The organism is Hydrogenophaga sp. (assembly GCF_048549895.1).
Taxonomy (GTDB): domain Bacteria; phylum Pseudomonadota; class Gammaproteobacteria; order Burkholderiales; family Burkholderiaceae_C; genus Hydrogenophaga.
Genome location: NZ_JBLYYB010000106.1, coordinates 1 through 12,274, shown reverse-complemented (window position 1 = coordinate 12,274; position 12,274 = coordinate 1). Strand labels below are relative to the sequence as shown.

At 64.6% G+C, this 12,274-nt stretch carries 12 protein-coding genes; 1 reads left to right on the top strand and 11 read right to left on the bottom strand.

From position 1 onward, the window contains the following. Positions 1-6: 6 nt before the first annotated feature. From ACN4F8_RS11480 to ACN4F8_RS11470, 3 genes are all read right to left on the bottom strand, one after another. Positions 7-1,197 (bottom strand): efflux RND transporter periplasmic adaptor subunit, encoded by a 1,191-nt coding sequence (locus ACN4F8_RS11480; RefSeq protein ID WP_419473720.1) that lies wholly within the window; start codon positions 1,195-1,197, stop codon positions 7-9. 255 nt (positions 1,198-1,452) lie between these two features. Next, positions 1,453-1,809: a hypothetical protein gene (locus ACN4F8_RS11475; RefSeq protein WP_419473719.1), complete on the bottom strand. Its 357-nt coding sequence runs from the start codon at positions 1,807-1,809 to the stop codon at positions 1,453-1,455. Further along, on the bottom strand, positions 1,806-2,174 hold the full coding sequence (locus ACN4F8_RS11470) for a glutaredoxin (protein WP_419473718.1): 369 nt from the start codon (positions 2,172-2,174) through the stop codon (positions 1,806-1,808). Before ACN4F8_RS11470 ends, ACN4F8_RS11475 begins: the two co-directional genes overlap by 4 nt. A 161-nt stretch (positions 2,175-2,335) precedes the next feature. On the opposite strand from ACN4F8_RS11470, the gene rpoH reads away from it, so the two are divergent. Then, entirely contained in the window at positions 2,336-3,262 is a 927-nt protein-coding gene (gene rpoH / locus ACN4F8_RS11465; protein ID WP_419473717.1) for an RNA polymerase sigma factor RpoH, read from the top strand. 68 nt (positions 3,263-3,330) lie between these two features. Here rpoH and lysS read toward each other — a convergent pair whose 3' ends face one another. From lysS to ACN4F8_RS11425, 8 genes are all read right to left on the bottom strand, one after another. After that, a complete protein-coding gene (lysS, locus tag ACN4F8_RS11460) occupies positions 3,331-4,884 on the bottom strand; it encodes a lysine--tRNA ligase (RefSeq protein ID WP_419473716.1) in 1,554 nt (517 codons plus the stop codon). 190 nt (positions 4,885-5,074) lie between these two features. Beyond that, positions 5,075-5,791, bottom strand: a complete 717-nt coding sequence (locus ACN4F8_RS11455; protein ID WP_300652590.1) for an ABC transporter ATP-binding protein — start codon at positions 5,789-5,791, stop codon at positions 5,075-5,077. A 16-nt stretch (positions 5,792-5,807) separates the two neighbouring features. After that, on the bottom strand, positions 5,808-6,578 hold the full coding sequence (locus tag ACN4F8_RS11450) for an ABC transporter ATP-binding protein (protein ID WP_419473715.1): 771 nt from the start codon (positions 6,576-6,578) through the stop codon (positions 5,808-5,810). 14 nt (positions 6,579-6,592) lie between these two features. Further along, positions 6,593-7,678, bottom strand: coding sequence for a branched-chain amino acid ABC transporter permease (locus tag ACN4F8_RS11445; protein ID WP_419473714.1), 1,086 nt, complete (start codon positions 7,676-7,678; stop codon positions 6,593-6,595). A 17-nt stretch (positions 7,679-7,695) separates the two neighbouring features. Continuing rightward, on the bottom strand, positions 7,696-8,625 hold the full coding sequence (locus tag ACN4F8_RS11440; RefSeq protein WP_419473713.1) for a branched-chain amino acid ABC transporter permease: 930 nt from the start codon (positions 8,623-8,625) through the stop codon (positions 7,696-7,698). A gap of 229 nt (positions 8,626-8,854) precedes the next feature. Next, entirely contained in the window at positions 8,855-10,147 is a 1,293-nt protein-coding gene (locus tag ACN4F8_RS11435) for a replication-associated recombination protein A (RefSeq protein ID WP_419473712.1), read from the bottom strand. Between the two features lie 5 nt (positions 10,148-10,152). Next, complete coding sequence (gene lolA, locus ACN4F8_RS11430) at positions 10,153-10,788, bottom strand: outer membrane lipoprotein chaperone LolA (protein ID WP_419473745.1); 636 nt, start codon at positions 10,786-10,788, stop codon at positions 10,153-10,155. A 42-nt stretch (positions 10,789-10,830) separates the two neighbouring features. Beyond that, the coding region (locus tag ACN4F8_RS11425; protein WP_419473711.1) for a DNA translocase FtsK at positions 10,831-12,274 on the bottom strand (1,444 nt) is incomplete at its 5' end.

Here is a 12,274-nt window from a genome sequence, read left to right as displayed (position 1 = left end):
CTCCGCTCAGTTGGCGGGGGCCGGGGCCTGGGGAGCAGGAGCCGCCGGGATCGGCATGCCCTGCGCGTCCACCTTGAGCACCTGCGGCGCCACCGGCACACCCGGAATGATGCGCTGCAAGCCGTCCACCACCACGTTCTCGCCGGCCTTGAGCTGGCCGCCGCCAACCACACGCATGCCACCCTGCAAAGCGCCGAGCTGCACACCGCGGAACTGTGGCTGGCCGTCGGCCCCCACCACCACCACGAACTTCTTGCTCTGGTCGGTGCCGATGGCGCGCTCGGGCACCATCACGGCCGCATACGGGGCGCTGGTGGCCATGGTCAGGCGTGCGGCGAGACCCGGCACAAACTGGCCCTGGCTGTTGTCGAAGCTGGCGCGCAGGCGGATGGCACCGGTCTGCGGGTTGAGGCGGTTGTCCACAAAGTCGAGCGTGCCCTGGTGCGGGAAGCCGTCTTCGTTGGCCAGGCCCATGCGCACGGCGGGCGTTTTTTCGTTGGCCGTGCGGATGCGCAGGAAGGTCTGCTCGCTGCCGTCAAAGTAGGCGTGCACGCGCGACACACCGGCAATGCTCGTGAGCACACTCTGCTCGTTGACCAGGTTGCCGGCCGTGATGTTGGCCCGCGAGGCACGCCCGGCAATGGGTGCGCGCACGGTCGTGTACGACAGGTTGAGTTGCGCCACGCGCAAGGCGGCTTGCGCGGCCTTGATGTCGGCGTCGGTGGTGCGCGAGCTCGACGAGAGCTGGTCGAACTCCTGCCGCGAAACGGCTTTGGCATCGAGCAACTTCTGCGCGCGGGTGACCTCGGTGGTGGCGAGCTCGGCGCGCGAGCGGGCGGCGGCCAGTTGAGACTCGGCACGGGCCACCTCGGCCTGGAAGGGGCGCGGGTCGATGGTGAAGAGCAACTGGCCTTTGGTGACCAGCGCGCCGTCGGTGAAATGGACCTTGTCCACCACACCGCCCACGCGGGGGCGCAGTTCAACGTATTCGGCGGCTTCCAGCCGGCCGCTGAAGGTTTCGCTGTCGGAGACGGTGCGGGCCACCGCGGGCGCCACGCTCACCGGCGGGGCCTGGGGTGGGCCGCCTTGTGCGTCGGCAGGACCGCCGCAGGCGCTGAGCCACGCCGTGGCCACCAGAAGAAGAGACCACAACGCCAGAGGGATGCCCCGGCGCGATGCGCGCGACGAATTGTTCATGTTCAAAGCCTGAAAAGGGTTCATGACCGTTCCCGAATCAGGAAGGCGCACCGGTGAAAGTGGGCCATCAAACTCCCTGCAGCGCGTTGACGCACAGGGAACTTTCCGGTCGGGGGTTTATCAACGGCGCGAGCATAAGGTCACTCGGCCAGCCGCACCGCTACCGTTCGGCAGAGGCCTGCGTCGGGCACAAGGTCTTTGCGCCGGTGCACACGCGGTCGCCGGTTTTGTGCACGAAGCGCTCACGCATCGGCGTCAGCTGCCGGGCAGTTCTTCCCGCGCTTCCACCACCAGCTGGCTCACCACCGCGCCCGACGCAGCAGCCACCGCACGCACCCGCAGCGCCCGCCCGGTGGGCAGTTCGATGCGGCAGTGGTAGTCCAGCCCGTCGGTCTGGCCGGGGCTGTTGCTGGCGATGCGACGGGTCCATTTCTGCTGGCCGTCGAGCTCCACGGTCAAGGCATGCCAGGCGAGCGCCAGCGGCTGCGGCACGCGCACCACCAGCGTCACGTCCACGTCAAACGTGCGGTGGCGTTCCAGCGAGCCAGGGATGTTGAGCACCGCCACCGAAGCGCCGCCCTCACAGCGCCAGACTTCGGCTTGCGGCTTCATGCGCTGAGCAGCTTTTTCAGTTCGCCCGTTTCGATGAGCCGGGCCACGTCTTCGGCGCCACCCACGAGCACGCCGCGCACGAACACCATGGGGAAGGTGGGCCAGCCGGTCCACATCTTCAGGGCATTGCGGCGGCGCCACTGCGAAAAGTAGCTGCCGATCTCCAGGTAGCCGTGGGCCACACCGGCGGCGTCGAGTGCCTTGCGGGCTTTGCCCACCCAGGGGTTGCCCGACATGCCGAACACCATGACGGCGTTGGTGGCCACACCGGCCTGGGCCTGGCGCAGCAGATCGGCATGGAGGTTGGCCACCTTCTGCCGGATGGCGGGGTGGATGGCGGCTTCGTCGAGCAGGGGGCGGGGCATGGGCGGTTTTTGGTGGTGGAATGCCCGGAACTTTAGTGCCATCAAGATCCCCTTGTGGATCCGGGTTTGTGGAACTTCGCCCTTAGCACTCACTCACAGAGAGTGCTAACATTCTTGGAACACACCTGAGGAGGTTCGATATGTCCCACTCACTTGCCCCCATGGCCGCCGCTTCCGGTGGCCAGCTTGCCCCGGCCAACCCCTGGGCGCTGGTGCCGCCGCTGGGCAATCTGGATGCCTACATTTCCGCGGTCAACCGCCTGCCGCTGCTCACGCTGGACGAAGAGCAAAAGGCCGCGCGCCGCCTGCGCGACGACAACGACCTGGAGGCCGCCGGCCAGCTGGTCATGTCGCACCTGCGCCTGGTGGTGTCGATCGCCCGCCAGTACCTGGGCTACGGCCTGCCCCACGGCGACCTGATCCAGGAAGGCAACGTCGGCCTGATGAAGGCGGTGAAGCGCTTTGACCCGGACCAGGGCGTGCGCCTGGTGAGCTACGCCATGCACTGGATCAAGGCCGAGATCCACGAATACGTGTTGAAGAACTGCCGCATGGTCAAGCTGGCCACGACCAAGGCACAGCGCAAGCTGTTCTTCAACCTGCGCTCGCGCAAGCAGGGTTTCCGTTCGGACGCGCTCGATGGCGACACCCACCGCGAAGTGCTGAGCGATGTCGAGGTCGGCATCATGGCCAAAGAGCTCAATGTGAAGCCGGAAGAAGTGCGCGAAATGGAGACGCGCCTCTCGGGCGGCGACGTGGTGCTGGACCCCACCCCCGGTGACGACGGCGAAGACGCTTTCGGCCCAATCGCCTACCTGGCAGACGCCACCCACGAACCCACAGCGGTGCTGGAGTCGGCCGAGCGGGATGCGCTGGCCACCGAAGGCGTGGCCCAGGCCATGAGCGAGCTGGACGACCGCTCGCGCCGCATCGTGAGCGAGCGCTGGCTCAAGGTGAACGACGACGGCTCGGGCGGCATGACGCTGCACGAGCTGGCGGCTGAATACGGTGTGAGCGCCGAGCGGGTGCGCCAGATTGAAGTGGCGGCCATGAAAAAGATGCGCAAGGCGCTCGCGGCTTACGCCTGAATATTTCAACCGCGCAAAGCAAGAAGCCGCCCTGTTGGGCGGCTTCTTTTTGGGGGGTGCTAGGTGGCTCAGTGCTCGCGCCTGAGCGCAGGGAACAGGATCACATCGCGGATGCTGGCGCTGTCGGTCAGCAACATCATCAGGCGGTCGATGCCGATGCCGCAGCCACCGGCCGGGGGCATGCCGTATTCGAGTGCGCGGATGTAGTCGGCGTCGAAGTGCATGGCCTCATCGTCGCCGCCGTCCTTGGCCGACACCTGCGCATGGAAGCGTGCGGCCTGATCTTCGGCGTCGTTGAGTTCCGAGAACGCATTGCCGAATTCGCGGCCCGTGATGTAGAGCTCAAAGCGCTCGGTCACTTCGGGCTTGGCGTCGTTGGCGCGGGCCAGCGGCGAGATTTCGGTGGGGTGGTCCATGATGAACGTCGGGTTCCAGAGCTTGTCTTCGACCTTCTCCTCAAAGTACATCACCTGCAGACTCGCCAGGCTGCGGCTGGAGAGCTGGTGCTTGGCTTCGTTCAGACCGAGCTTCTTCAACTGGTTCAGCAGCCATTCCATGCTGTCCACGTTCTCGCCCGCCTCGGTGTGCTTGAGGATGGCTTCGCGGATGGTGAGCCGCTCGAACGGTGAGGTCACGTCCACCGGCTGGCCCTGGTAGGTCAGCGGCACGTCGCCGCGCACCTCGCGCACCACATGGCGGATGAGGTCTTCGGTGAAGCTCATCAGATCCTGGTAGTTCCAGTACGCCGCGTAGAACTCCATCATGGTGAACTCGGGGTTGTGGCGAACGCTGATGCCTTCGTTGCGGAAGTTGCGGTTGATCTCGAACACGCGGTCGAAACCACCCACCAGCAAGCGTTTGAGGTAGAGCTCGGGCGCGATGCGCAGGAACATCTCCTGATCCAGCGCGTTGTGGTGCGTCTTGAACGGCTTGGCGTTGGCGCCGCCCGGGATCGGGTGCAGCATGGGCGTTTCGACTTCGAGAAACCCGTGGCTGACCATGAACCCGCGCAGGCTGGAGATGCCGCGGCTGCGGTTGACGAAACGCTGGCGCGCGCTCTCGTCGGTCATCAGGTCCACATAACGCTGGCGGTACTTGATCTCCTGGTCGGCGATGCCGTGGAACTTGTCGGGCAGCGGGCGCAGGCTCTTGGTGATGAGGCGAACGCTGTCGGCGTGGATGGTCAGCTCACCGGTACGGGTGCGGAACAGCACGCCTTCGGCCGCCACGATGTCGCCCAGATCCCAATGTTTGAACGCGTTGTGCAGGGCCTCGCCCACGCTGTCGTTGTTCAGGTAGATCTGGATGCGGCCACCGCTGGGGCCGAACGAAGCGTCCTGCAGCGTGGCGAAGCTGGCCTTGCCCATCACGCGCTTGAGCATCATGCGCCCGGCCACGCTGGCGCGCACCGGGTTGGCTTCCAGCACTTCCTTGGTGGTTTCGCCATGCACCGCGAACAACTCCGCCGCCTTGTCGGAAGGTTTGAAGTCGTTCGGGAAGGCCACGCCCTCGCCCCGCTGCTGCGCTTCGCGCATCGCCTTGAGCTTCTCGCGGCGCTCCGCGATCAGCTGGTTGTCGTCGTGCGCCGGGGCGCTGGCATCGGGGGTGTGGACTTGGGTCATGAATGAAAAGAGGGTTGAGCACCGGTGTGCGCAACCCTCAATTGTAGGTTTTGAAGCACCCCCCGCCGCGCTGACGCGCGTCCCCCCTCAAGGGGGGCGCACTCTACGGCCCGGCGAAGCCGGTTCCGTGAGTGCTCTTGAACAGGCCCTCCGCCCCCGGAAATGTTATTGGCGACTGCGGGGTGGCGTGCTATTCGCCGAGGTAGGCTGCGCGCACTTTCGGGTCATCCAGCATGTCGCGCCCCTTGCCGGTCATGATGATCTCGCCCGAGTCCATCACGTAGCCCCGGTCGGCAATCTGCAGCGCGCGGCGGGCGTTCTGCTCCACCAGCAGGATGGTCACACCCTGCTTGGACACGTCGCGCACCACCTCGAAGATCTTGTCGACCATGATGGGCGACAGGCCCATGGACGGCTCGTCGAGCAGCAGCACCTTGGGCTGGCTCATGAGCGCGCGCGCCATGGCCAGCATCTGCTGTTCGCCACCGCTCATGGTGCCGGCGAGCTGGTCCTTGCGTTCGCGCAGGCGCGGGAAGATGTTGAACATCTTCTCGATGTCCTGCGCGATGCCGGGCTTGTCGTTGCGGATGTAGGCGCCCATCTGCAGGTTTTCGGTGATCGTCATGCGTGTGAACACGCCACGGCCTTCCGGCACCATGGCCAGGCCCTGTTTCACCAGGTCCCAGGCGCCTTTGCCCTTGATGCTCTGGCCCATGTACTCGATGTCACCAGCTTCAAAAGCCAGCGAACCGGTCACGGCCTTCATGGTGGTGGTCTTGCCGGCGCCGTTGGAGCCGATCAGCGAGATCAGCTCGCCTTCGTTCACTTCCAGGTCGATGCCCTTGACGGCCTTGATGCCGCCGTAGGCGACCTTCAGGCCGCTGATTTTGAGGAGTGTGTTTGCCATGTCTATCGGTCCTTGATCAGTGGCCACCGGTGCCGAGGTAGGCCTCGATCACCTTGGGGTCCTTCTGCACGTCGGCAGGGGAACCGGAGGACAGTTGTTTGCCGTAATCCAGCACGGTCACGCGGTCGCACAGGCCCATCACAAGCTTCACGTCGTGTTCGATCAGCAGGATGGTGCGGTTGTCGTTGCGGATCTGGTCGATCAGCTCGCGCAGCTGCACTTTTTCGGTGGCGTTCATGCCGGCGGCGGGCTCGTCGAGTGCGATCAGCTGCGGGTCGGTGGCCAGAGCACGTGCGATTTCCAGGCGGCGCTGGTCACCATAGCTCAGCGTGCGCGACTTGTAGTCGGCGAACTTCTCGATGCCCACATAGGCCAGCAGCTCGCGCGCACGCGCCGTGATTTCGGCTTCTTCGCGCTTGAAACCGGGCGTGCGCAGCACCGCGCCGATCAGGCCCGAATGCGTGCGCACATGGCGCCCGACCATCACGTTCTCCAATGCCGTCATTTCGGCAAACAGGCGGATGTTCTGGAAGGTGCGTGCGATGCCCGCCTTGGCCACTTCGTGCACCGCGCTGGGCGTGTAGGGCTTGCCGGCGAGTTCGAACGTTCCGCTGTCGGGCGTGTACAGGCCGGTCAGCACGTTGAAGAAGGTGGTCTTGCCGGCGCCGTTGGGGCCGATCAGGCCATACACCTGGCCGCGTTTGATTTCCATGCCCACGTCGCTCAGGGCCTGAAGGCCGCCGAAGCGTTTGGAGACATTGGCAACTTTGAGGATGGTTTCGGTCATTGAAGTTGCTCCGCTCACTTGGACAAGGACTTGCCGTGCTCGGGGGCGGGCCACAAGCCTTTGGGACGGATGAGCATCACGATCACCATGGCCAGTGCAATCAGCAGCTGGCGCAGGATTTCAGGGGCCAGGCGGCCGTCGGTCATGGCTGTGAGCGGGTGCGCCACATGGCGCAACAACTCGGGCAGACCCGCCAGCAGCAAGGCGCCCAGCACCACGCCCGGAATGTGGCCGATGCCCCCCAGCACCACCATGGCCACCACCATCACCGACTCCATGAGCGAGAAGGATTCGGGCGACACGAAGCGCTGGAAGGAAGCAAACAGAACCCCGGACACGCCACCGAACGAAGCGCCCATGCCGAAGGCGAGCAGCTTCAGGTTGCGGGTGTTCAGGCCCATGGCCTTGGCAGCGATCTCGTCTTCACGAATGGCCATCCAGGCGCGGCCGATGCGTGAGTCTTGCAGGCGGTACGAAATGATGATGGCCAGGACCACGAAGAAGAGGAACAGGTAGTAATAGAGCGTGACCGGCTGGAAGGTGTAGTCCCCGATGGTCAGGCGTTGGCCGAGGTCCACCCCGAAGACCGAGATGGTGTCGATCTGGCTGATGCCCTTGGGCCCGTTGGTGATGTTCACCGGACGGTCCATGTTGAGCAGGAAGATGCGGATGATCTCGCCGAAGCCCAGCGTGATGATGGCCAGATAATCGCCGCGCAGCTTGAGCGTGGGCGCACCCAGGATCATGCCGACGATACCGGCCACCAAAGCGGCCACGATCATCACGATCCAGATGCTGTAGTGGATGCCCTCCGGGAACATGGCCTTGATGGCGGGGAAGGTGTCGGTGAGGTGGGGCGAGCCCAGCAGCGCAAACACATAGGCACCCACCGCGAAGAACGCGATGTAGCCCAGGTCGAGCAGGCCGGCGTAGCCCACCACGATGTTCAGGCCCAGGGCCAGCAGCACATAGAGCAGCGCGATGTCGACAATGCGCACCCAGGAGTTGCTGCCGGTGGATTGCAGCAGGATGGGCAGCAGCAGGAGGGCTGCTCCCGCGATCAGGAAGACGATCAGCTTGCCGGTTTTGGTGTTCATCATGTGATGTCTCCTGGCGGTCAGGCGCGATCGGCCACACGCTCACCCAGCAGGCCTGAGGGGCGCAGCGTGAGCACGACGGCCAGCACGATGAAAGCAAAAATGTCGGTGTACTGGCTGCCCAGGACACCGCCGGTGAGCTTGCCGAGGTAACCAGCGCCCAGCGATTCGATCAAGCCCAGGGCAATGCCCCCGACCACCGCACCGGCGAGGTTGCCGATGCCGCCCATGACAGCAGCCACGAAGGCCTTGAGGCCGGGCATGAAGCCCATGGCGTGCTGCACGGTGCCGTAGTTCGAAGCCCACATCACACCGGCAATGGCCGCGAGCATGGCGCCGATGATGAAGGTGGCCGAGATGACGACGTCGGGCTTGATGCCCATGAGCGCGGCCACGCGCGGGTTCTCGGCGGTGGCGCGCATGGCGCGACCCAGATTGGTGCGGTTGACCAGCCACATCAGGAACGCCAGCGTGATGACGGTGGTGGCCAGGATGGTGATCTGCGTGATGGAGATCACCGCGCCGCCGAAATGAAGCGGCTCGGTCGGCAGCATGTTCGGATACGACTTGGGGTTGGGCTTCCAGATGATCATCGCGAACGTCTGCAAGAGCAGCGACATGCCGATGGCCGTGATCAGCGGTGCCAATCGGGACGAGTTGCGCAGTGGGCGGTAGGCCAGCTTCTCGATCGTGAAGTTGAGGGAGGCGCAGACCACCATGGCGATGATCACCGCGAACAGCAGCACCAGCCAGCCAGGCATGCCGGGTGTGGCATCCTGCATCACGCCGATGATGGTCCAGCTGGTGAGAGCGCCCACCATGAGGACGTCGCCGTGGGCGAAATTGATCAGCCCGATGATGCCGTAGACCATGGTGTAACCCAAAGCCACCAGCGCATACATGCTGCCCAGCACCAGACCGTTGATGATCTGCTGTAGCAAAACTTCCATGAGGGTTCTCCGTGTGTGTGACAGGCCGAGAGGCGCTTGTGGCGCTGGCCGGTTTCAACCTAGCAAAAAACCCGCCAGACGTAACCTGAAAACAGGACAGACTGCGGGTCGGTGGGCGATTGTAGCGATGGGGTACTGGGCTCCCCATGCGTGTAAGCCCTTAGCGGACGCGGGTTTACCCGGGGATTCGAATCGCGGCGCTGCTTGCATCAGCGCGATTGGGAATGCATTAGTTCTTTTGATCGTTGCGTTTTTTGAGTTCGCGCAGCTTATCGGCGATGCGCAACTCCAGTCCTCGCTCGACCGGGCGGTAGAAACCGGGCTCGGCCATGCCCTCGGGCAGGTAGCGTTCGCCGGCGGCAAAACCACCCTCTTCGTCGTGCGCGTAGCGGTAGCCCTTGCCGTGGTCGAGCGCTTTCATGAGCTTGGTCGGTGCGTTGCGCAGGTGCATGGGCACCGGGCGCGTGCCGTCTTTCTTGACCCAGGCCTTGGCTTCGTTGAAGGCCTTGTAGACCGCGTTGCTCTTGGGCGCCACGGCCAGGTAAATCACGCATTCGGCCAGGGCCAGCTCGCCTTCGGGGCTGCCCAGGCGCTCATAGACCTCGGCCGCGTCCAGCGCCAGGCGCAGGGCGCGCGGGTCGGCCAGGCCAATGTCTTCGGCCGCCATGCGGATGAAGCGGCGCGCCATGTAGCGCGGGTCGGCGCCTCCGTCGAGCATGCGCACGAACCAGTACAGCGCTGCGTCCGGGTCGGAGCCGCGCACGCTTTTGTGCAGCGCGCTGATGGTGTCGTAGAACTGGTCGCCGCCCTTGTCGTAACGGCGCATGCGCTCGCCCAGCACCTTGAGCAACCAGGCGTCGGTGATCTCGGCGAGCTTCTCGCTGCCGGCCGCCACCGACAACGTCTCCAAGGTATTGAGCAGGCGGCGGGCGTCACCGTCGGCGTAGGCGATCAAGCGATCGATGGCGGCCAACTCAATGGCGGGCACCGCATCGATGGCCTGTGCCTTGGTCACGATCAGCTTCAGGTCGTCTTCCGACAGCGGCTGCAGCACGTACACCGCGGCGCGCGAGAGCAAGGCCGAATTGACCTCGAACGAAGGGTTTTCGGTGGTGGCGCCGATGAAAGTGAACAGGCCACTCTCCACGTGCGGCAAAAAGGCGTCCTGCTGGCTCTTGTTGAAGCGGTGCACCTCGTCAACGAACAGGATGGTGCGCTGGGGCGAGAGCCCGGTGCGCGCAGCTTCAGCCCGCTCCACCGCTTCGCGGATGTCCTTCACACCACCGAGCACCGCGCTGATGGTGAGGAACTGCGCATCGAACGCGTCGGCCATGAGCCGCGCGATCGTGGTTTTGCCCACACCGGGTGGTCCCCAAAGGATGCAGCTGTGCGGCTGGCCCGATTCAAACGCCAGGCGCAGCGCCATGCCCTCGCCCAGCATGTGTTGCTGGCCGATCACCTCGGCCAGCGTGCGCGGACGCAGCCGCTCGGCCAGGGGCGCGTGGGAGCTGGGCGCAGGCACAGGTTTCAGGGCCGCATGACCGAAGCGCCCGCTGGCGGTTCGAACTTGAAGTCGGCGGCCTTCAAAGGCGCGTTGGACTGCCAGTTGTTGAAGGTGAGCACCGAGCGTTGGCCCAGGCTGTCTTCAATGTCGAGCACCGAAAGCTGGCCTTGCTTGAAGCCCACGCGCACCATCTGCAGTTGGCCGTTGCGGTCTTTGGGTTTGGCTTCCAGCCACTCCAGGCCGTCTTTGGCCACGCCGGGTTTGAGGTCAAACGCGTCCGACAAACCCTTGAGGTCAGTGCCCGCGGCAATCAGGGCCGCGGGCGTGCTGCCCAACACCTCTTTCTGGCTGCGCGCGGTCACCTGGTTCAGGTCAACGTCGTAAAGCCAGAGCATCTGGCCGTCGGCCACGATGGTCTGCTCAAACGGTTTGGTGTATTCGAACCGGAAGCGGTTGGGCCGCAGGAACTCGAAGGTGCCGGTCGACGTTTTGCTGCGCGCCACGGTGTCAGTGGCGCGCTTGGGCGAGGTCACGACCTGGGTGAAGCCGGCCTTGCCGCTGCTCACTTCACGCAGGAATTTTTCGAGGTCCTGGAGACCGTCGGCCCAGGCGCCCATGGAGGCAAGACTCAGGGAACACACAAGCAACAATTTTTTCATCATGGATCTGATCCGGTTGCGCCGGCTCGGTTCAAGCCGGCGTCATTCGCCGCGTGCCGGCACCAGGATGTCCCGCTGCCCGCTCGATGTGAGAGCACTCACCAAGCCTGCGTTTTCCATGTCTTCGAGCAAGCGGGCGGCGCGGTTGTAGCCGATCTTGAGCTTGCGCTGCACATAGGAAATGCTGGCCTTGCGGTCCTTGATGACGATTTCCACCGCTTGGTCGTAGAGAGCATCTTTTTCACCGTTGCTCTCACCGCCGCCTTCGCCGAACAGGTCGCCACCCTCGCCATCGGCCACGCCGCCTTCCAGCACGCCGTCGATGTAGTTGGGCTCGCCGCCCTGCTCCTTGAGGTAGGCCACCACGCGGTGCACTTCGTCATCGCTCACAAACGCACCATGCACCCGGATCGGGAATCCTGTACCCGACGGCATGTAAAGCATGTCACCCATGCCCAGCAAACTCTCGGCGCCCATCTGGTCGAGGATGGTGCGGCTGTCGATCTTGCTGCTGACCTGGAACGACAGGCGGGTGGGGATGTTGGCCTTGATCAGGCCGGTGATCACGTCCACGCTGGGACGCTGCGTGGCCAGAATCAGATGGATGCCGGCCGCGCGCGCCTTCTGCGCCAGGCGGGCAATGAGCTCTTCGATCTTCTTGCCGACCACCATCATCAGGTCGGCCAGTTCGTCGATCACCACCACGATGTAGGGCAGGCGCTCCAGCGGCTCGGGCTGCTCGGGCGTGAGGCTGAACGGGTTGCCGATGATCTCGCCGCGCGCCGTGGCTTCGTCGATCTTCACGTTGTAGCCGGCCAGGTTGCGCACACCCAGCTTGCTCATGAGCTTGTAGCGCTTCTCCATCTCGGCCACGCACCAGTTCAGGCCGTTGGCCGCGTGCTTCATGTCGGTGACCACGGGTGCGAGCAGGTGCGGGATGCCTTCGTAGACGCTCATCTCGAGCATCTTGGGGTCGATCAGCAGCAGGCGCACGTCGCGCGCGTCGGCCTTGTACAAGAGCGACAAAATCATCGCGTTGATACCGACCGATTTGCCCGAGCCGGTGGTACCGGCCACCAGGCAGTGCGGCATCTTGGCCAGATCGGCCACGATAGGCTGGCCACCGATGTCCTTGCCCAGGCCCATGGTCAGCATGGACTTGGCGTCGTTGTAGACGGCCGAGCCGAGGATCTCGCTGAGCTTGATGGTCTGGCGCTTGGCGTTGGGCAGCTCCAGCGCCATCAGGTTCTTGCCCGGGATGGTCTCGATCACGCGGATGGAGACCAGCGAAAGCGAGCGCGCCAGATCGCGCCCGAGGTTGACGATCTGCGAGCCCTTCACGCCGGTGGCGGGCTCGATCTCGTAGCGCGTGATCACGGGACCAGGTGCTGCGGCGACCACGCGCACGTCCACACCAAAATCCTTGAGCTTCTTCTCGATCAGGCGGCTGGTCATCTCCAGCGTCTGGCTGTCCACACCGGCCTGG

Coding starts and splice junctions, on each gene's coding strand:
- lysS (WP_419473716.1), bottom strand. CDS start 4,884: ATGACCCAAGTCCACACCCCCGATGCCAGCGCCCCGGCGCACGACGAC.
- ACN4F8_RS11445 (WP_419473714.1), bottom strand. CDS start 7,678: ATGATGAACACCAAAACCGGCAAGCTGATCGTCTTCCTGATCGCGGGA.
- ACN4F8_RS11470 (WP_419473718.1), bottom strand. CDS start 2,174: ATGCCCCGCCCCCTGCTCGACGAAGCCGCCATCCACCCCGCCATCCGG.
- rpoH (WP_419473717.1), top strand. CDS start 2,336: ATGGCCGCCGCTTCCGGTGGCCAGCTTGCCCCGGCCAACCCCTGGGCG.
- ACN4F8_RS11480 (WP_419473720.1), bottom strand. CDS start 1,197: ATGAACAATTCGTCGCGCGCATCGCGCCGGGGCATCCCTCTGGCGTTG.
- lolA (WP_419473745.1), bottom strand. CDS start 10,788: ATGAAAAAATTGTTGCTTGTGTGTTCCCTGAGTCTTGCCTCCATGGGC.
- ACN4F8_RS11455 (WP_300652590.1), bottom strand. CDS start 5,791: ATGGCAAACACACTCCTCAAAATCAGCGGCCTGAAGGTCGCCTACGGC.
- ACN4F8_RS11440 (WP_419473713.1), bottom strand. CDS start 8,625: ATGGAAGTTTTGCTACAGCAGATCATCAACGGTCTGGTGCTGGGCAGC.
- ACN4F8_RS11450 (WP_419473715.1), bottom strand. CDS start 6,578: ATGACCGAAACCATCCTCAAAGTTGCCAATGTCTCCAAACGCTTCGGC.
- ACN4F8_RS11475 (WP_419473719.1), bottom strand. CDS start 1,809: ATGAAGCCGCAAGCCGAAGTCTGGCGCTGTGAGGGCGGCGCTTCGGTG.